The sequence below is a fragment of the Flavobacterium sp. 245 genome, from assembly GCF_004362055.1.
Lineage (GTDB): Bacteria > Bacteroidota > Bacteroidia > Flavobacteriales > Flavobacteriaceae > Flavobacterium.
Window position 1 is genome coordinate 357738 of sequence record NZ_SNXB01000001.1, and the last position, 19404, is coordinate 377141.

General features: G+C 33.2%; 18 protein-coding genes and 1 tRNA gene. 9 read left to right on the forward strand and 10 right to left on the reverse strand.

Features of this window, described 5'->3' with window-relative positions; all coding sequences use genetic code 11:
- Positions 1-56 precede the first annotated feature (56 nt).
- The gene (locus tag EV145_RS01510) at positions 57-1613 is read right to left on the reverse strand and encodes a vitamin K epoxide reductase family protein (protein ID WP_133523473.1); all 1557 of its coding nucleotides are present in this window, start codon (positions 1611-1613) and stop codon (positions 57-59) included.
- Between the two features lie 260 nt (positions 1614-1873).
- Between EV145_RS01510 and EV145_RS22520 the strand changes: the two genes are divergently transcribed.
- A complete protein-coding gene (locus EV145_RS22520) occupies positions 1874-2059 on the forward strand; it encodes an rSAM-modified peptide (protein WP_208110883.1) in 186 nt (61 codons plus the stop codon).
- Between the two features lie 19 nt (positions 2060-2078).
- A complete protein-coding gene (locus EV145_RS01520) occupies positions 2079-2216 on the forward strand; it encodes an rSAM-modified peptide (RefSeq protein WP_133523474.1) in 138 nt (45 codons plus the stop codon).
- Positions 2217-2361: 145 nt separating this feature from the next.
- Here EV145_RS01520 and EV145_RS01525 read toward each other — a convergent pair whose 3' ends face one another.
- The gene (locus EV145_RS01525; protein ID WP_133523475.1) at positions 2362-4107 is read right to left on the reverse strand and encodes an AraC family transcriptional regulator; all 1746 of its coding nucleotides are present in this window, start codon (positions 4105-4107) and stop codon (positions 2362-2364) included.
- A gap of 165 nt (positions 4108-4272) precedes the next feature.
- On the opposite strand from EV145_RS01525, the gene EV145_RS01530 reads away from it, so the two are divergent.
- From EV145_RS01530 to EV145_RS01545, 4 genes are all read left to right on the forward strand, one after another.
- Entirely contained in the window at positions 4273-5454 is a 1182-nt protein-coding gene (locus EV145_RS01530) for an acyl-CoA dehydrogenase family protein (RefSeq protein WP_133523476.1), read from the forward strand.
- Positions 5455-5539: 85 nt separating this feature from the next.
- Positions 5540-6322: a DUF3050 domain-containing protein gene (locus EV145_RS01535; RefSeq protein WP_133523477.1), complete on the forward strand. Its 783-nt coding sequence runs from the start codon at positions 5540-5542 to the stop codon at positions 6320-6322.
- Positions 6323-6388: 66 nt separating this feature from the next.
- Positions 6389-7150: an SGNH/GDSL hydrolase family protein gene (locus tag EV145_RS01540; protein ID WP_133523478.1), complete on the forward strand. Its 762-nt coding sequence runs from the start codon at positions 6389-6391 to the stop codon at positions 7148-7150.
- Between the two features lie 353 nt (positions 7151-7503).
- Positions 7504-8673 (forward strand): sensor histidine kinase, encoded by a 1170-nt coding sequence (locus tag EV145_RS01545; protein WP_133523479.1) that lies wholly within the window; start codon positions 7504-7506, stop codon positions 8671-8673.
- 35 nt (positions 8674-8708) lie between these two features.
- Here the strand turns inward: EV145_RS01545 and EV145_RS01550 are convergent.
- Together EV145_RS01550 and EV145_RS01555 are read right to left on the reverse strand one after the other, a co-directional pair.
- Positions 8709-8795: transfer RNA gene (locus EV145_RS01550), tRNA-Ser, on the reverse strand.
- Positions 8796-8855: 60 nt separating this feature from the next.
- Complete coding sequence (locus EV145_RS01555) at positions 8856-9731, reverse strand: LysR substrate-binding domain-containing protein (RefSeq protein ID WP_133523480.1); 876 nt, start codon at positions 9729-9731, stop codon at positions 8856-8858.
- 91 nt (positions 9732-9822) lie between these two features.
- On the opposite strand from EV145_RS01555, the gene EV145_RS01560 reads away from it, so the two are divergent.
- Positions 9823-11055: an MFS transporter gene (locus EV145_RS01560; RefSeq protein ID WP_133523481.1), complete on the forward strand. Its 1233-nt coding sequence runs from the start codon at positions 9823-9825 to the stop codon at positions 11053-11055.
- A gap of 245 nt (positions 11056-11300) precedes the next feature.
- Here EV145_RS01560 and EV145_RS01565 read toward each other — a convergent pair whose 3' ends face one another.
- From EV145_RS01565 to EV145_RS01590, 6 genes are all read right to left on the reverse strand, one after another.
- A complete protein-coding gene (locus EV145_RS01565; RefSeq protein ID WP_133523482.1) occupies positions 11301-12332 on the reverse strand; it encodes an asparaginase in 1032 nt (343 codons plus the stop codon).
- Positions 12322-13458: a 1-acyl-sn-glycerol-3-phosphate acyltransferase gene (locus tag EV145_RS01570; protein ID WP_133523483.1), complete on the reverse strand. Its 1137-nt coding sequence runs from the start codon at positions 13456-13458 to the stop codon at positions 12322-12324. Before EV145_RS01570 ends, EV145_RS01565 begins: the two co-directional genes overlap by 11 nt.
- A gap of 63 nt (positions 13459-13521) precedes the next feature.
- A complete protein-coding gene (locus tag EV145_RS01575; RefSeq protein ID WP_133523484.1) occupies positions 13522-14301 on the reverse strand; it encodes a TatD family hydrolase in 780 nt (259 codons plus the stop codon).
- A gap of 249 nt (positions 14302-14550) precedes the next feature.
- Positions 14551-16215 (reverse strand): S41 family peptidase, encoded by a 1665-nt coding sequence (locus EV145_RS01580; protein ID WP_133523485.1) that lies wholly within the window; start codon positions 16213-16215, stop codon positions 14551-14553.
- A 113-nt stretch (positions 16216-16328) separates the two neighbouring features.
- A complete protein-coding gene (locus EV145_RS01585) occupies positions 16329-17051 on the reverse strand; it encodes a tetratricopeptide repeat protein (RefSeq protein WP_133523486.1) in 723 nt (240 codons plus the stop codon).
- Between the two features lie 6 nt (positions 17052-17057).
- Positions 17058-17639 (reverse strand): RNA polymerase sigma factor, encoded by a 582-nt coding sequence (locus tag EV145_RS01590; RefSeq protein WP_133523487.1) that lies wholly within the window; start codon positions 17637-17639, stop codon positions 17058-17060.
- A gap of 128 nt (positions 17640-17767) precedes the next feature.
- Here EV145_RS01590 and EV145_RS01595 point away from each other — a divergent pair, with 128 nt between their 5' ends.
- Positions 17768-18067, forward strand: coding sequence for a hypothetical protein (locus EV145_RS01595; RefSeq protein WP_133523488.1), 300 nt, complete (start codon positions 17768-17770; stop codon positions 18065-18067).
- Between the two features lie 191 nt (positions 18068-18258).
- Positions 18259-19242, forward strand: coding sequence for a hypothetical protein (locus EV145_RS01600; RefSeq protein ID WP_133523489.1), 984 nt, complete (start codon positions 18259-18261; stop codon positions 19240-19242).
- Positions 19243-19404 lie beyond the last annotated feature (162 nt).

Genomic DNA, 19404 nt, shown 5'->3' on the forward strand with positions numbered 1-19404 from the left:
GGGGGTTTTATTCAATTTTTTAAGACTATTGAATGCAAGTCTATATCCTCAAAATTCTATGCTGTTTTTTCAAGAATTTCAATTTCTTCAGTAAAATCATTCAAGAAATATTTTAGCTCACTCAGTTCATATTCGTTTGGAAATAATTTTTCGTTTACGATTTTAACTGGTGTGTAGTTAAAATTATTCTTAGAACACCATTCATACTGTTTATTAATCTCTTGGCTTATCATAATACTGACAGGCTCAACGTGCCATTTCTTAAGCCATTTCTTAAGGCTCATTTTCTTAATATGCCAATCAGAAATTGCTTCGACAGTTTTTCCGGGCGTTGCTCTATTAATTGTCAAGATTCGTTCAACAATTATTTTATATGGATTTTCAGTATTCTCCGGATTGATATTAAATAATACATTTAAATAAATTTTATCTGGAAATCTTAAAACTAAATCAAATGCTTCGTGAAATGTTTTATGACAATGCACACAGCTTGGACTTATAACTACTGATAATTTTATAACGGCATTACGGTTTCCAAAATTCAAACCTCTCAACTCTTCCAGTCCATCTATATCAGGCACTTTTTTTGACAAAAAGTTCAATAAAGAATAATTTCTCTTGAATTTTTTTAATTCTTTAAGTGAGTTTTCACTGTTTAAAACATTTTTAATCATTGGTTTGACGGCTATCCAAATTGGAATAAGAAGCGCCAATGAAAAAACAAAAGGAAAAATACTCTCAAAACTAAAAGTCAAAGTGAACAAATCTGATGAAAACCAAATAGTGCTTTGTACAAAAATCAAAAATGAAACCACCAAACACATTACGCACCATTTTTGAATTTCGAACTTTTGAATCCAAATTGACGATACCACTATAGGAATAGCCAAAAGACTTAAAAAACCAATAAAAATTGCCGAATCTAAAGGCTGAATTAACATTGCTATAAAACTTGCTGTAAAGAATAACAACGGTAAATCAGAAAAATTAAACAATTTATTTTCAGTTCCTTCAGTAGCATTAATAACCGAGTTGCAAGACGAATTTGCACTCAGATTGCAAAACTTTGCTATTATACTATTTTTGAAACCTAATTTTTCCTGAACAATAAAAATACTTACAATGAATCCTAGTGTTGATGTTATTAAAAAAACTGCACTAAATAAATCGTATGTATTATAAAAGAACGACAATCCTATTAAAAGGATAAATGGTAATCCATATTTTAACCAGCTATATTCAACTTTTAAATTATCTCTTGCAATAACATTATTAGGTTCAATAGCCACAATTACTCCATTCCAGTCTAAAAGGAATTTTTCATAAGATATTTTTTGAGCACCTTTTTTAATAGTCGTAATTCGAACATCATTTTTTGCTTTTTCTACTAAGGTAAGTTCATCTTTATAGTAAGCTAAAAAATTGGAAGGCAAATCTACAATTTGTTCTTTCGGAACTCTTATGGCTGCATTTTCTATTGACAATAAATCAAGCGAATCTGTTATCGCAAATAAACTTGGATAATTAGGATGAGAAAGAAACAAATCCTTAAACTCATTTTTTATATCTGAGTATCTATTTATACGTAGAAATTTTTGGACCAGTTTTAACATCGCTTTTGATTGCTTTAAATCATAATTACAGTACAAATATTGTGGTTTTTATCGAGAAAAAACGACCGTTAGTAGACATTTTATCAATTATACTACATACAATTTATAAATTATACCTACCTAAGTGATTGTTTTAATTATTTGAAATTCAAATACTTACATCGAAATTTTCCTCAACAAAAATGTCAAAACCCAAATCTCGACGAAGGGTTTTGCATTTTGGCTAGCTTTGAATATCAATAAATGTAATAAGTAAAATCATGGCAAATAAGACATTAAAATTCGAAGATTTCGAAGCTGAAAAATTAACTAGAACGGAACAAAAAATCGTTCGCGGCGGAGATGGCGGACCAGATGATCCTCCATATGATCCAGGAAAAGGTAAAGGAGGAAACGGCGATGAAGAACAAACTAAAAGAATTTCAATAACAACAATATCACTATAATCCTAAATACAACTTAATTATGAAAACTATAAAAGCAAAATTCGAAGATTTCGAAACTGAAAAATTAACAAGAACTGAACAAAAAATTGTTCGCGGTGGCGATGGCGAAATCGATCCTCCATATGACCCAGGAAAAGGTAAAGGAGGAAATGGATGAAATTCTGACTTAGAACTCAATTTAGCTGCAAAGTCTAAATAGTTTTACCAAATAAAATTCGCAAACTGTGCCATATTAAAAAGCTCAGTTTGCGAATTGTTTTTTTTATGAAAATACGTTTGATAGTAACTCCAACAAAATAGCTTTAAATATTGCTCGCGAACTGAGCCGGAGAAACCCCCGTTCTTTTACGGAATGATTTTGCAAAAGAAACCGCATTTTTAAAACCAACACTTTCGGCAATTGCCTGTGTAGAATATTTACGATACATATGATTCGTAATCATTTGGTTAATTACATAATTGATTTTAAGTTCGTTCGAATATTCTCCAAATGATTTTCCAAATCTTTTATTTACAACATATGATAAATAAGTGGTATTGGTTTTAATTTTCTTCGCTACATAAGGCAGCGTAAAATCGGCATTTAGATATTCAAGCTTATTTTCAAGTGCCAATAATTTTTCAACAATTTTATTTTCCTTAGCTTCATCGATACTTAAATTGGCATTTTCCTTTTTAAGCTGAATTTCTTCTGCTTCTAAAACTTCAGCAGCTGCTGCAATTGGCGGATTTTCTTTTTTCTCAATATTAGCTTTAAACTCTTCAATTAAAGCGTTCATTTTTTTATGTGCCTTATTTTTATCTCGAATGTTTTTGATCAGAAAAAATACAATTCCCAAAACAAGAACTACATAAAAAACTTTTAAAGCTTTGTTTATTAAAACGTCGTATTTGTATTTTTCCTGAATATTAATCATTTCAGTACTCAAATCTTCTACGCCTAATTTATAATTTACTTCTTGCGCTTCATCTCTCAATTTTGATTCTGATTTTTCGTAAGCACTCAAATAAATTTTCGAATGCTTATAGGCCTCATCTGGCTTATTCATTACACTGTAAATCTTAGCCTGTAAATAATTTGATTTTAAATAATTACCATCTAAAGTTTTATTTTTCAATGAAATAGAATCAACTTTTCTCAAACAAACTAAGGCCTTGTCATATTTTTTACCGTAAAAATATAAGTCGCCTAAATTATAATTTGCAATTTGATATAAATCTTCTGAATTATTTTGCTTCGATAAAAACAAAATGTCGTAATACGTTTTTTCGGCATTGACAATATCTTTTTTCATCAAATAGATATTGCCCAAACTCATTTTGGCAGAAATTTTATTGTTTGTGAAATTTTGAGAATAGGTAATCGCTTTTTTATAATAATATTCAGCCGAATCAAGTAAATAATTCTTAGTGCGGTTTTTCATATAATATCCTTCATATGAACCGCCTAAATCTAAATTAATATTGCTTTTGCTGTTTTGAAATTGCTCCTTAGGATAAACTCTTTCATTTTTATCAATGAAATCGTTATTTTGTCTTAAATTTTTAATAGCTAGTTGATAATTCCCAACTTCCTCATTAATAAGTGCAATGTTGCTTTTAAACTTAACAACCTGTATAACATCTTCAACTTCTAAAGAAAACTTGACACCTTTTTGATAATTTTCCAGTGCCTCACTTAAATTGCCTCTTTTCCATTCGGTTAAACCTCTGTAATTATACAAATAACCTTTTAGTTTTGTTTTTTCTGAAGATTCTGGCATTTTGTCTAAATATTGAAATGCTTTTTTATACATTTCTTCAGATTTAGCAAAGTTGCCTTTCATTTGATACAAATAAGAAGCTGCACCGTTAGCAAAAGCTCGATGCTTATTATTATTAGATTTCATCAATTCTTTAGCGTATACGATACCCTGCTCGACATTAGTATTCATACTAAATCGAATTTTATCTTGCAACGCTAAGTATTCCTGTTCAGTAACTTGAGTCTGTTGAGCAAAACCCGAATTAAAAACAAGAAGAATTAAAAAAGAGATGATTAGCCTCATTAATATGTTTTTGGATTCCAAAAATAACTCATAAATTTTCAATAAACTAAAATTTATTTCCTATACTCTTGTTAATTTTACAACAAACTTAAAAAAATATAACAATTTAGCTTTGTTTTGTTATATTTTTATTACGTAAATTTGTTTCTGTAAAACATATCAAAAATGAAACCAGATTTATTTCAAGCTCCAGATTATTACAACCTTGACGATTTATTAACTGACGAACATAAATTAGTTCGAGAGTCGGCACGTGCATGGGTGAAAAGAGAAGTTTCTCCAATTATTGAAGAATATGCTCAAAAAGCAGAATTTCCAAAACAAATTATAAAAGGACTTGGAGAAATTGGCGGTTTCGGACCTTATATTCCGGTGGAATACGGAGGTGCTGGCTTAGACCAAATTTCATACGGTTTAATTATGCAGGAGATAGAAAGAGGCGATTCAGGCGTACGATCTACTTCATCTGTACAATCTTCATTAGTAATGTATCCCATCTGGAAATACGGAAATGAAGAGCAGCGAATGAAATATTTACCAAAACTGGCAACAGGAGAATTCATGGGCTGTTTCGGGTTAACTGAACCTGATCACGGTTCTGACCCAGGAAGTATGATTACCAATTTTAAAGATATGGGTGATCATTACCTTTTGAATGGTGCCAAAATGTGGATTTCAAATGCTCCTTTTGCTGATATTGCTGTGGTTTGGGCCAAAGATGAAACAGGAAGAATTCACGGTTTAATCGTAGAACGTGGTATGGAAGGTTTTACAACGCCAGAAACGCATAATAAATGGTCGCTTCGTGCCTCATCAACAGGAGAACTAATTTTTGACAATGTAAAAGTTCCTAAAGAAAATTTATTGCCAAACAAATCTGGTTTAGGCGCACCGCTTGGCTGTTTGGATTCGGCTCGTTACGGAATTGCCTGGGGAGCAATTGGTGCCGCAATGGATTGTTATGATACCGCTTTACGATATGCCAAGGAAAGAATACAGTTTGGAAAACCAATTGGAGGAACACAATTACAGCAAAAGAAATTAGCCGAAATGATTACCGAAATCACAAAAGCGCAATTATTAACTTGGCGTTTAGGCGTTTTGAGAAACGAAGGAAAAGCAACAACCGCTCAAATTTCGATGGCAAAACGTAATAATGTTGACATGGCAATTCATATTGCTCGCGAAGCCAGACAAATGTTAGGCGGAATGGGAATTACTGGAGAATACTCGATTATGCGCCACATGATGAACCTTGAAAGTGTAATCACTTATGAAGGAACGCATGACATTCATTTATTGATTACCGGAATGGATGTAACTGGAATTCCAGCATTTAAATCATAAACAACTATTAAAATATATACAAAATCAATTGAAAAAGCTTCTTCTAATCGAGAAGCTTTTTATCTTTGCAGCAAAATTTACATAAATGAATATTGAAACTATAAACAATAGCATTCAACCTCAAAAAGACCAGCTTTTAAATCATTCTCTTTACGGCAAAATTCAAAATATTGATGACTTGCACAGTTTTTTAGAAAACCATGTTTATGCTGTTTGGGATTTTATGTCATTGCTAAAAGCTTTACAAGCCAAACTTACGTGCACAACAACGCCTTGGTTCGCAACAAAAAACCCAGAAACAAGATATTTAATCAATGAAATTGTTCTTGCCGAAGAAACCGATTTAACGATTGACGGAAGAAGACAAAGCCATTACGAAATGTATCTTGAAGCAATGGAAGACTGCGGTGCCAACACAACAGGAATCAATAATTTTTTAGCCGAAGTACATTCTCTTCACAATATTTTTGTTGCCATTAAACAGAGTTCACTTCATCCTGAAATAAAAGCTTTCTTGGATTTTACATTTAGAGTAATAGAAGAAGGAAAACCGCACCAGATTGCTGCTGCTTTTACTTTTGGACGAGAAGATCTGATTCCGAGTATGTTTACTGAAATCCTAAAAAACTTTCAAAAAAATCTTCCAGAAGTTGATTTAGCTAAACTGCTTTATTACTTTGAAAGACATATCGAACTTGATGCAGACGAGCACGGACCAATGGCCATGCAAATGATCACAGATTTGTGCGAAGACGATGCTCAAAAATGGAAGGAAGTGGAAGAAGTTTCCATTTTAGCCCTAGAAAAACGAATTGGACTTTGGAATGCCATTGAGGAAGAAATTGCCTTAAAAACAGAAATGGTTTAAAACCGAACCCAAATATTTAACGTAACTATTTGTTTAAAATGTTCTCAAACCTAATTTTTCAAAATTATGAAGCCGCATTTCAAACAAATAGTTATTGTTATACTCTCCATATTCCTGTTAAGCTGTAGCGCTGAACAGTCAGATTCTGGAAATGCCGCTGCACCGCAGCCCACACCTCCAGCAACAGAAGTTCCAACAACGCCAATTTCAACAGCTATAAATTATCTCGCTTTAGGCGACAGTTATACCATTGGTCAAAGTGTTTGCGAAACCTGCCGTTATCCTGAACAACTCAAAACCAAGTTAAAAACAATTTATCCTGAAACTGTTTTTTCATTAAAAGTAATTGCAAGAACAGGCTGGGCCACCGGCGATTTAATTTCGGCAATAAACAGTCAAAATCCAGATTCTAACTATGATTTAGTTACACTTTTAATTGGTGTAAACAATCAATATCAGCATCAGGATTTCTCGGTTTACGAAAAAGAATTTCCACAGTTACTAAATAAAGCAATTGCATTAGCAAAAGGCGACAGCAAAAATGTGATTGTACTTTCAATCCCAGATTACTCTTATACGCCATTTGCAGCGAATTACAGTGAATCAAACCGCATGAAAATTTCTAATGAAATAAATCAGTACAACACTTTTGCTGAGAGTTTCTGTATTACAAAAAAAGTCACATTCATCTCCATAACCGACATTACAAAACAAGGATTAAATAATCCAAGTTTAGTTGCTTCAGATGGCCTTCATCCTTCGGAAAATGCTTATAGAATGTTTGTTGAACGAATGTTGCCGAAAGTAAAAATGGCTTTACAGGATTAATTTTTTTTAGAAACAGAAAAAACAGTTTACAAAACATCTTTAGTCCCGCTATCCGCTATATCTTTTTCTTTTTTCAAGAAAAAGATACTTTGCCTTTATTTGAGATTAAGCTTAATCTTCTAAATTATTAACCTAAAAAACTAACCAATTCTATACAAATAACCTCTTGTAAATTAATTTTCACAAGGGGTTTTATTTAAATCCGCAATTATAAAATACAAGTAAAAACTTACAATAAAATAATTTCAGTTTTCAGTAATGGCGCGATTTCTGTATTATAAATCCACATATTATATTTAAAACTAATACATTAAATTCAGTTAGATTATATTTGAGTAAATGCACTAGAAAACATGAGCGAAAAAAAAAATATTCCACCTGATGGTATTGCTCTTCCCGAAAAAAATAAAGCAAATCATAATGACGAGTTACTACTGCTCAATAAAAAACTTTCCCAGCAAATAGAGGAACGAAAAAAACGCGCCGCAGAACTAGTTATTGCGAATATAGAACTTGCCTACCAAAATAAAGAGAAAGAGCAAAGGGCAGCAGAATTAGTTATAGCAAATGCTGAACTTGCTTTTCAAAATAAAGAAAGAGAAAAACGCGCTGCAGAATTGGTTATAGCCAATACTGAACTTGCTTTTCAAAATCAGGAAAAAGAAAAACGTGCTGCAGAATTAGTTATTGCTAACACTGAACTTGTTTTTCAAAATCAAGAAAAAGAAAAACGTGCTGCAGAATTGGTTATTGCAAATGCTGAACTTACTTTTCAGAATCAGGAAAAAGAAAAACGAGCAAATGAATTAGCCCTGACAAATAATGAACTCGAAGCATTTACTTATATTTCGAGCCATCATTTACAAGAACCTTTGCGAAAAATCCAGGTTTTTACAGACCGAATAAGTACTGATGAGCATCAAAATTTAACCCTCAAAGGAAAATACTATTTTGAACGTATTGAAGTTGCCGCATCTCATATGCAGGGGCTAATAAATGATTTATTAACCTACTCGCGCACAAGTGTAAACGAAAAAAAATTTGAAAATTGCAGCATTAACGACATTATCAATAAAGTCATAGAAGATTTAAGCGAAGAAATAATCCTAAAAAAAGCAATTATAGAAGTATCTGGAAATTGCAGCGCTTATGTAATACCGTCACAGTTTCACCAGCTTATCTGCAATCTAATAAATAATTCTCTCAAATTTTCAAAACAAGGAGAAATACCACATATTACAATAGAAAGCCTTTATACGAAACAGACAACAAAGAATCTTCCGTCATCATCTGATTACTGTCATATAATAATCAGCGATAATGGTATTGGGTTTGACCAGCAGTTTGAAAGCCGTGTTTTCGAAATGTTCCAACAGCTTCATAGCCGAACAGACTACAAGGGAACCGGAATTGGTCTCGCCATAGTAAAAAAGATTGTCGAAAATCATAAAGGAATAATTACGGCAACTGGCAGATTAAATCAAGGAGCTAAATTTGATATTTATATTCCTGTAGTGTCATAAAAAAAAGCCTCTCGTGAAATTCACAAAAGGCTTTGCAGAGAGAAAGGGATTCGAACCCTCGATACAGTTACCCATATACTAGCTTTCCAGGCTAGCTCCTTCAACCACTCGGACACCTCTCTTTGTTGGTCTGCAAAGAACACAAAAAAAAATGAGTTTCAAAAGTAAAATCATACAATCCTTTACATACTTTTTCTGAATTCCTCCATAAATAGTTTTACAGCCTTTTTTTGGTACGCTCCTTCTATGGTTAGCATAAATGAATCTCTTTGTGTTGCAACGCCCGTAATATTTATTGCTTTTATGTTATCCCAGCCTTTTAGGGCTTTTTCGGTTACAATTGTCGCCCAATAATCGCTGTCTCCTACTAATCGCAATAAAGCATGAACCGCATTTAATTCAATCGAAACGGTAGGCTTCATATTGTTTTTCAAAAACAATTCATCAAGAAATTCTCTCGAATTAAATCCTTTTACAGGTAAAATAAGCGGAAGATCTTCTATTTTTTTAAAAGAAATTTTATCTAAAGCGGCTAATGGATGCGTTTTTGATACCGCCAAAACCAATTTCGAAGTAAACAGTGGCACTTTTTGAAAAGGAAGTTCGATTTCATTAGAAGAAATAACCAAAACCAAATCCAATTCGTTATTCAATAGTTTTTGTTCCAAAGGTTCAGTTGTCCCATATTCGACAACAATTTTTAAATGCGGATAGGTTTTCGCAAACAAATCAACGATTGGCAAAACCAAAAGTCCAAAAATATAAGTCACACCAATTCTTAATTCTCCACCAATCATCTGATTTAAATCATCAATAGCTTGTTTGCCACTTTGGACATTTTCTATAATTTGTTTGGCGTGAATTAAAAAAACAGATCCTGCTTCGGTAAGCTGTACTTTCTTTCCAATCCTTATAAATAAAGGCATTCCGAGTTCTTCTTCTAACTTTTTAATTTGTTGCGAAAGTCCGGATTGGGTTACAAAACACAATTCGGCTGCTTTAGTAAAATGCAAAACGGTAGCTGTTTTAATAAAATATTCGAGTTGATAGATTTCCATATTGATAAGTTTTACTACTTGTTATCAGTAAAATTATTAATTTTTCTAATGAAATCATAATCCCGAACTTTGTAAAAAAATAATAAGAGTTATGTTTAAAGCGCTAAAATCAAAAAACTTCAAATTGTTCTTCTACGGACAATCGGTTTCTGTTATCGGAACCTGGCTTCAAAAAACAGCTGTAAGTTGGATGGTTTACAGCGTTACCGGTTCTGTTTTTTTATTAGGACTTGCTACATTTTTAAGTATGATTCCATCTTTATTTCTGGCACCAATTGCCGGAAGTATTATTGGGCGTTACGACAGACACAAAAGTATGATCCTGTTGCAATCGTTGGCAATGTTTCAGGCCGGAGCTCTGGCTTTGCTGATTTATCTAAAAATATACAACATCAACTTTATTCTGGCTTTAAGTCTTTTTCAGGGAATTATCAATTCATTTGATATGACTTGCAGACAAACCATGATGATTGATATTGTCAATGATAAAGAAGATTTACCAAACGCAGTCGCTCTTAACTCCACCTTAAATAATTTCGCCCGAATTGCCGGTCCTGCATTAGCCGGAATTATTTTACACCAATACGGAGAAGACATTTGTTTTATTGGAAACTTCTTAAGCTATATTCCAGTTTTGATTTCTTTGTTAATGATGAAAATCACACCGCACATTAAAGCAACTGACAAGTTAAAAATGTGGGATGATTTTATTGAAGGTTTGGACTATGTAAAAAAAGAAACAGATATGGCAAAAATGCTGCTGATGCTAATGGTGAGTAGTTTATTTGTAATTTCTTTCAACACTTTGATGCCGGTTTTTGCCAAAGATATTTTTAGCGGAAACGCACAGACTTTCAGCTGGTTTGAAAGTGCGGCCGGAATTGGTTCTATCATCTCAGCAATTTATCTGGCTAATCTAAAAAGAGCCGATAATATGAACAAAATAATGATCGCTGCGAGCTTATTATTAGGTTTTAGCATTATTATACTTGCTTACTCAAATAGTTTGACAATCGCGCTTATTTGTATGGCGCTGAGCGGTGTGGGTATGATGGCACAAACCTCATCTATAAACATTTATGTACAAACTCAAAGTACAGTAAATATGCGTTCAAGAAGCATTAGTTATTATTTGATGGCCTATCAAGGAATGATTCCTGTGGGAAGTTTAATAATAGGCTACGTTTCACATATTATCGGAACACGAGAAACAGTAGCGATTCAGGGGATAATTTGTATTATTTCGGTAATTGTTTATGTTTATTATAAAAAACATAGCACTTCTGATGAAATGGAAACTTGTCCGGTTCGTTATAAAGATTAAACCTTAAAAATTCCAATAAAAAAAATCCAAATTCCAATCTTAGGAAGGGAAATTCCAATAAATATTCATAACGTAAACATAAAGTATGTCATTTCGACGGAGGAGAAATCCCCGCAAGAAACTCTACAAAGATTGGCAATTAGGAACGGAGCTACTCGCGGGGATTCCTCATTCTTCGGAATGACAAACCAGATCGTTTTTGCTTAATTAAATAAACTTACATCACTTATATGGTGAAAAAAAAATCACAACGAAATCTCCCCGCGTAACGCAGTTTCAAAAATATCTTTAAATTCGTTTTGCGGAATATTATGTCCGAGCAAATACATCAATTTTGTAATTGCAGCCTCTGTAGTAATGTCTTTTCCTGAAATAACTCCAAGAGATTTTAATGCTGTACTGGTTTCATATTGTCCCATGTTTACGCTTCCGCCAGAACATTGCGTTACGTTTACAATGTGCATCCCGGATTTAATAGCTTTTTCTATTAAGTTTAAAAACCAATCTTCGGTTGGAGCGTTTCCTGAACCGTAAGTTTCTAAAACAATCCCTCGCAAACCCGAAGTTGCTAGAATGGAAGCCAAAACCACTTCACTCATGCCGGGAAACATTTTTATAATTGCAACGTGATTGTCTAAGTTTTTATGGACAATAAGTTTAGCATCTGTATTTATGGGAAGAAACAAATGCGAATTCAATTTTAAATGCACGCCAGATTCGACCAATTCAGGATAATTTGGCGCCGTAAAAGCTTTAAAATGTTCAGCATTTACTTTTGAAGTTCGGTTTCCTCTGTACAATTTATACTCAAAATAAAGACAAACTTCGTTGATGACTGGTTTCCCATTTTCCTGAAGCGACGCGATTTGAATAGCTGTAATCAAGTTTTCTTTTGCATCGGTACGCAAATCACCAATTGGCAATTGCGATCCTGTAAACACAACTGGTTTTGCTAAATTCTCCAGCATAAAACTCAATGCCGAAGCCGAATATGACATTGTATCTGAACCGTGCAACACTACAAATCCGTCATATTTATTATAATTATCCTCGATAATTGTGGCAATTTTTGTCCACATTTCAGGATTCATATTTGAAGAATCAATTGGATTTTCAAATGAAACCGTTTCGATTTCACAATCCAATTGTTTTATTTCAGGAATCTTTTGAAGCAGTTTTCCAAAATTGAACGCTTTAAGCGCACCCGTTTCAAAATCCTTGCTCATACCGATGGTTCCTCCGGTATAAATTAAAAGTATTTTAGCTTTAGATGACATCTTGGTATTTCAATTTGTTGACAACCGGATTTGCATACATTGATAAAAATCCTTGTCTAGTAACCGGATTATCACTGCCAATTCTCATTTCTAAACGACGCTCAAAAAGTGATTTTTCGCTTTCTTTATACTTGTCAGCAAATCTGTCGGTTTCGTTTAAAATATCGTACGCAATAAAGTTAGTTGGCCATAATTGATAGTTTTTCAAAATAACATCATCAATTGTTTGTGCCAAAGCCTGAACTTGTTTATTTACATTGTCATTTTCGGCAACAATCTGGTCGATTTCTGTATCAAGAACATCTCCAACAGAAATATGTATTCTTTTTTTAGTTCCCATGATGCCACTTAAAATGGTCATGAAATCTTCATTTTTATCTTTAACGTAAACTTCGTTGTTTGCTTCTGCCATTAATTGTGGCATTTTCAAAACATCTGTCGGGTCATATTCATAAGAAATAGAAACAGGAACGACTTTTAATTTTTTGAAATAATCCATTAAATTAGGTTCATCAGATCCCATTCCAATCATTTTTAAAACTCCTGGATTGGTTTCGTCATTTCCATCTTTCGTTCTTCCTTCTCTCTGAGCAATCCAAACCGAACGATTTTCGCGAAGCAATAACTGCCCCATATATTCAGCCAACAATTTAGAACTCTGCAACATTTCACGAGGCGTTAATCCTCTTAAAACTAAAAAGTTTCTGTTCAATTTTGCTAATGTTGCCAAGAAAGCTTTTTTAACCAAATTATCGCCAATTGCCGATGCTGTCATCACCAAACCATGTTCAAACAAGCAAACATTCAGTAATGTTGTATCTAAAAGAATATCTCTATGATTGGAGATAAACAAATAAGAAGTATTTGGTTCCAGTTTTTCAAAACCTGAAGTTGTTAAGCCTTCAGAACTTTTTTCTAAAACTTTTTGAATCGTATTATAAATAAAGTTGCACTGAAAATCGCGAATTGAATGCGTTTTCTTAAGTTGCTCCTTCCAAACCTCATCTTTAACTTCCGGAAAAGTAAAGTTCATCATTGTTTTCATCATAGGATGGTTCACAACATCATGAAGTGCTTCATTTATTTCGGAATCATAAAACGGTCGAATGGCATCAAATCTCTGCATTATTTATTTGGGTTTAAGTGGGCAAAAGAACAAAAAAAAAATTAAAGTTTTGTAAGGCTTTGGTTAAATCCCAAAAACGTCCTTTGAATTTTGTGTTGTAATTACTGCAATTTCTTCGGCAGAAACTCCGTAAATGTCGCTTAATTTAGCAATAACATTGACTAAATAACTGCTTTCATTTCGTTTTCCTCGATACGGAATTGGCGCTAAATAAGGCGAATCTGTTTCTAATACAATATGTTTTAAATCGATTTGGCTTAAAAACTGATCAATTTTTCCGTTCTTAAAAGTGACAACTCCTCCTATTCCTAACTTCATTTTGTAAGAAATCGCACGTTCTGCTTGTTCTAAAGTTCCGGAAAAACAATGAAAAATCCCAAATAAATCTTCAGATTTTTCTTCTTCCAAAACTTCAAAGATTTCGTCAAATGCTTCTCGGCAGTGAATTACAATAGGAAGTTTGTATTGTTTTGCCAATTGAATTTGTCTCTTAAAAGCAATTTGCTGTTCTTTAAGATGCGTTTTATCCCAATATAAATCAATCCCGATTTCGCCAACTGCATAGAATTTTCGTTTCGACAATTCAGTTTCCACATGCGCAAGTTCTTCCAGATAATTTTCTTTTACGTAAGTGGGATGCAAACCCATCATTAAAAAAATATTTTCAGGATACTTTTTCTCTAAATCATACATAGACTGCGTTGCTGCAGCGTCGATTGCGGGAATAAAAAAACGTGTGATTCCGGCATCAATAGCGCGCTGAATCATTTCGTCACGATCCTGATCAAATTCCTCAGAATATAAATGGGTGTGTGTATCGGTAATTATGGGTGTTGAATTCAATTGTCTAATTTTTAAAGCTGTCAAAATTACGACAATATTAAAAGAATAACAATTTCGTAGAAATTACAGGAGACGGATTTAACAGATTTACTTCGGAAAAACGCCGATAAAAACAGCTTTTTTCTTTTCTGTCTTTTTTTTGTCATGCTGATGAACGAAGGATCTCACAAGAAGCTTCGCAAAGAAAAACCCCCATTTTTCTTGCGATCAGCTAGTGTGATCCCTCGTTCTTCAGTACGACAATCAATTTTATTTTCCTGACTCGACAAAAAGCAAGGCGCGATCTAAAACCTCGTCTCTTCCTTCTTGAATTCCTTTTATAGTTTGTTTTGCTTCAATATCCGGAACGATTCCGATTCTTTGGGTTTCGCGTTTGTCTGGATAGAACACACCAATTCCTGAGAATTGCGTATTAAATCCTTCAAAATCAAATATGGAAATATTTCCATCTGCACCAGCAGTTTGACTTCCGACAATTGTAGTATTTCCCGAAGTTTGAAAACACATCGCAGTCCATTCTGCCTGACTTTGCGTTTTTTCATCTAATAAAAGAACAGCTTTTCCTTTATAATAATCTTTATTATCAAAACCAATTGAAGCTCCACTACTCCATATACATCTTCCTGGATAAGTTAAATCCGGAAGTGTGTAAATGGCAAATTTCTTTTCTTGAGGGTTTAAAAAATTTCCTATTGGTTCAAAAGTCCCTTTTGGGTAATTTCTCATATCAAAAATGATTGCTTTTGTGTTTTTTAGTGCTTCAATCATATCCGGAATATTTTTTCTGTCTATAATTCCCATATTAACGTAGCCAATATTATTCTCTAAAAGTTTGAATTTTTCCTTCTTTTTTCGTGCTCCTTTTTTAAATTCATTTCTGTGAGAATCATGATAATCATACCAGGTCATTGTTTTTGTCACATAGTTTTCATTTTGAAAGAATTCTACTTTTACTAAATCATCAGTATAACTTCTTAAAATTTTCTCTGCCAGTTTATCCAAATATTTAGGTTCGTTTGAAGCACAAATCAAATCTCTGTTCTCAGCAATAATTTCTCTTATCGTTTTATCATTTATTTTAGTAATTATAGTTCCAACTTTTATATCATCTGCCTGAGCAAGACTATCAGCCAAAATTTCTGTAATGACTAATTTCTCATCAATGATCTTCCCGTGAGCAGGGAAAAAATTTCTTGTTTTTGGGGTCGTTAGAGACGAATATGTAAAAAATTCTGTGTGACTGTCATCAATTCTTGATACCATTTTTCTCATTGCCAGATAAAAATCATCCTGATTCTCTGCTTTAATTGCAAGCGGTATTGTTTTTTCTAAAGTGATATCCCATTTCTGATCCATTAAATATTTATCCGGAAAAAAATATTCTACCAGATTCCAGTACATAAATACCATTCGAAGTTTTGAATTCTTATCTGTAAAATCAGGGTGTTTATTGCTTTCATTTTTCAAGCCAATGTTTCCACCTCCTTCTAAAGTATAAACATAAAACGGTTCTCCTTGAAATCTATTTTGTTCTATAAATTTCAATTTTTTAGAAAGATTTTTAGAAAATAACTTGTTGCTGTTAATCCACGATAAATCGAAGTTTTTATCGAAATATTCAACATCTTTTGGCTTTGCAATTGGAGCTATTTCTTTTACAGGACCCAAATCATCGATCCAGTTTTCAAGAATCAAAGCGTATTCTTTTTGAGTTTGCGCTTTTTCGATTTTAGGCAAAATATCCAAAAGCTGCTGGTCCCAATTGAAATCGCCATTGGCCACTTTTGGATGATAGTATTTCAAAAATCCCCATACTTTACAGGTTGCTGCAAGTTTCTCAGTTTCGGTAATTTTGATGCTGCTAAAAATGACTTGAGAAAACAGAACAAGTACTAATAAAGTAATTCTTTGCATTTTAGGTTCAGATTTGGGTAGATAGTTTTGGGCTAATTCTTATAAAAGAAAAACCGAATTTAGAACTAAAATTCTAAATTCGGTTACGGCTTTACGTAAAAGCAGTTTTTTTATTAATCTAATTCATCCAGAAGCAGTTGCACTTCATCATAATCTTCATAATCCTGTGAAATTGTCTGCAATATTTCTTTACATGATTTATAATCTCTTTGCTTCAATTTAGATAATGCGAGGTACCAAATCGCTTTTTCTTTATAAACCGAATTGCCCGATTTCAATTCATTAAAAACAGCTTCGGCTTTTAAAAATTGGCTTTGTTCTAAAAGAGAAATTCCATAATAATATTGAATTTCTGGTGTTTTTCCTTTTGCTAAAACTTCCTCAAAAAATGGAATTGCCAATGAAAATCTTTTAGCATTAAATTCTTTTTCAGCATTTTTTAAAGGACCATCTTCGCTTCCTCTTTCAGCAAATGAAGCTTGTTCAGGATGGTTATAATCGGCGAAAACTGGATTCTGATTGTAATTAAAAAAGAAGAGGCCAAACAAAACTGCTACCGATGCTGCAACGGCAAGATACCACGGCTTAAGACCAATTACTTTTGGTTTTTTATTGAAATAATCTTCGGCGATCTGATTAAGATTTTCTTTAAATTCTTTTCTTTCTTCTTCAATTCCAAATTTATTCTGAAGCTGCAGCTGTACTGATTTAAAAGTTTCAAATTCTGAAGCAAATTGAGCATCTTCAGCCAATTGCTTTTCAAAGTCATTTTTTTGTTCAGCAGTCAGTTCGCCTTCAAGATATTGATCAAATAATATATAGCGTTCTTCGTTCATGACTAATTATTTTTTTAGAGAATTAAAATTTTTGGCTTCCTGAATCCACTGTGTTAACTGACCAATGCATAACGATTTTTTCTTGCGAACATAACCATAAGTTACATTTAGCTTTTCAGCAACTTCTTCCATTGATTTTACAGAAAAACTCAGCTTTAACAGCTCTTGGCATTTGTCTCCAAGTTTTTGAAACATGGTGTCAAAAAGTTTCTGTTTTTCATCAAATTCTTCAGTCTGAGCAATTAATTCTAATGCAGATTCATTAATAGATACCACGTCTTCATGAATTGTTACCCCTTTATTTGATATTTTTTTGAATTCGTTGAGCCATTTTCTTTTGCACAATAAAAAAAAGTAGGCATCAAAAGGACAAGTCAATTTTAATGTACCTGCTTTTGCTTGATTGTAAAGCAATATCATGACTTCCTGAACGATGTCCTGTGCCTGATCTCTGTCCCCTGAATTATTCAAGACAAAAAAAACGACTTTGGGAACGAACTTTTTGTAGATAGATTCAATAATTACCGAATCATTTGCTGCAAGTCCGTCAATATACATTTGGTCACTATGTATTTTAATTTTCTCCATAAAAAAACTTTTGATTAGTTAAAGTTAAAAAAGAATCTCAAATAATTTTAAAATACTGGGTAACAATTACAAAATCAATTTGATATAAACCTGTAATACTCTTTTAAACTAAAAAAAAATTAAACGGAATGGAAACGTATCAATTTACTAAAGAAAAAAATCTGGAGCAGTTTTACGAAATGATTTCGGCTAAAAAACGAAATGGTTTTGTAATTGTCGAACACAACGAAAAACTGCCTTATGTGGTTTTATCCAAAGAAAAAAAAGCCGTAAATCATTCTTTTCATCTCTTTCTAACCTGTATCACATTTGGTTTCTGGTCGATTGTCTGGCTGTATTTGATTGTTTCGCTTTCGCAGAAGAAAAGCATTTTGGTGGCTGTAGATGAAGACGGAAATCTTTTTGAAGACAAATGCTTATCAGCCTAAATAAAAAAAACTAAAAACAGGGGTAACAAATTTTTAAGCGAATTGATATAGTGTTATACAAGCCTGAAAAAATATTTTAAAAACAAGGGTAACAAAATCAAACCCAAATTGATTTAAGAATATAAATGTAACAACCAGAATCTGAAAACCGCTTGATAACATTCAAGACAGATTTATAAAAACTAGAAATCATGAACAGAAATTTTAAAACCATCAGTCTATTATTTTTATTGTTAATCTCTTTAGTAAGCTGCGACAACAGCGATGGAGACGATATTAAAATTACGCCGCCAACTTCGGCCGCTTTTAAAAGCATCAGCGAAAAAGGAGTTAAAGGAAATACGCAAAAATTTACTGTAACAGCCGGAACCGGAATGATAACGGTAACATCTGCAAAAGGGGTTAAACTAAACATTAACGGAAACTGTTTAACTAAAAACGGAAATGCCGTAACAGGCCAAATTGACATTGAATATATCGAACTTTTTGACAAAGGAAATATGTTGATTACCAATAAACCAACAATGGGAATTACTGCTGACGGAAAGAAAAACCTTTTAATTTCTGGTGGAGAATTCTTTATCAAAGCAACTCAGGGCGGTGTTGAACTTCAAACTTCATGCTCGATGAGTATGATTGTGCCTGCAGCGTTGACAGATGGCGTAGACAACACAATGACTTTATGGACGGGTGTAATTGATGACGCGGGCGAACTAGCCTGGAGAGAAGCAAAAGCAGGTGCTGACGGCGCAAACGGAAAAGGCGGTGTTCAAGGTGAAGGAACAAATTATTATGTGACTTTTGGAAACTTTGGCTGGACAAATGTGGATCGTTTTTACAGTGATCCAAGACCAAAAACTACCATTCTTGCCGATGCTCCTGATGGCTATGACAACAACAACAGTGCAATTTATTTATCCTATGACGGCGAAGGAACAAATGCTCTAGCAAAATTAGACACTTATACCGCTACCGGATTATTTAGCGAACATTACGGCCAAATCCCGATTGGTCTTAAATGTCACGTGATTTTTGTGACCGAAGACAGTGGTCAATGGCGTTATGCGATTAAAGCTGTAACCGTTGCCGCCAACGACGTTTACACTTTTACGCTTGCCGAAACTACTCTTGGTACCGAAGCGCAATTGGTAGCAGCAATAAATGCAATCCAATAACTTAGAAATGCTTTTTTAAGAAAAAGTGGTGATTTGCTCATCACTTTTTTTTACATTTAATCCTGTTTTAAAATTGATTTTCAATTCATTGAGTATATTTCAACACATAGAAACATAGATTTGCATACTCAAAAAAGGCATTTCACTAATTGTAAGTGCTCA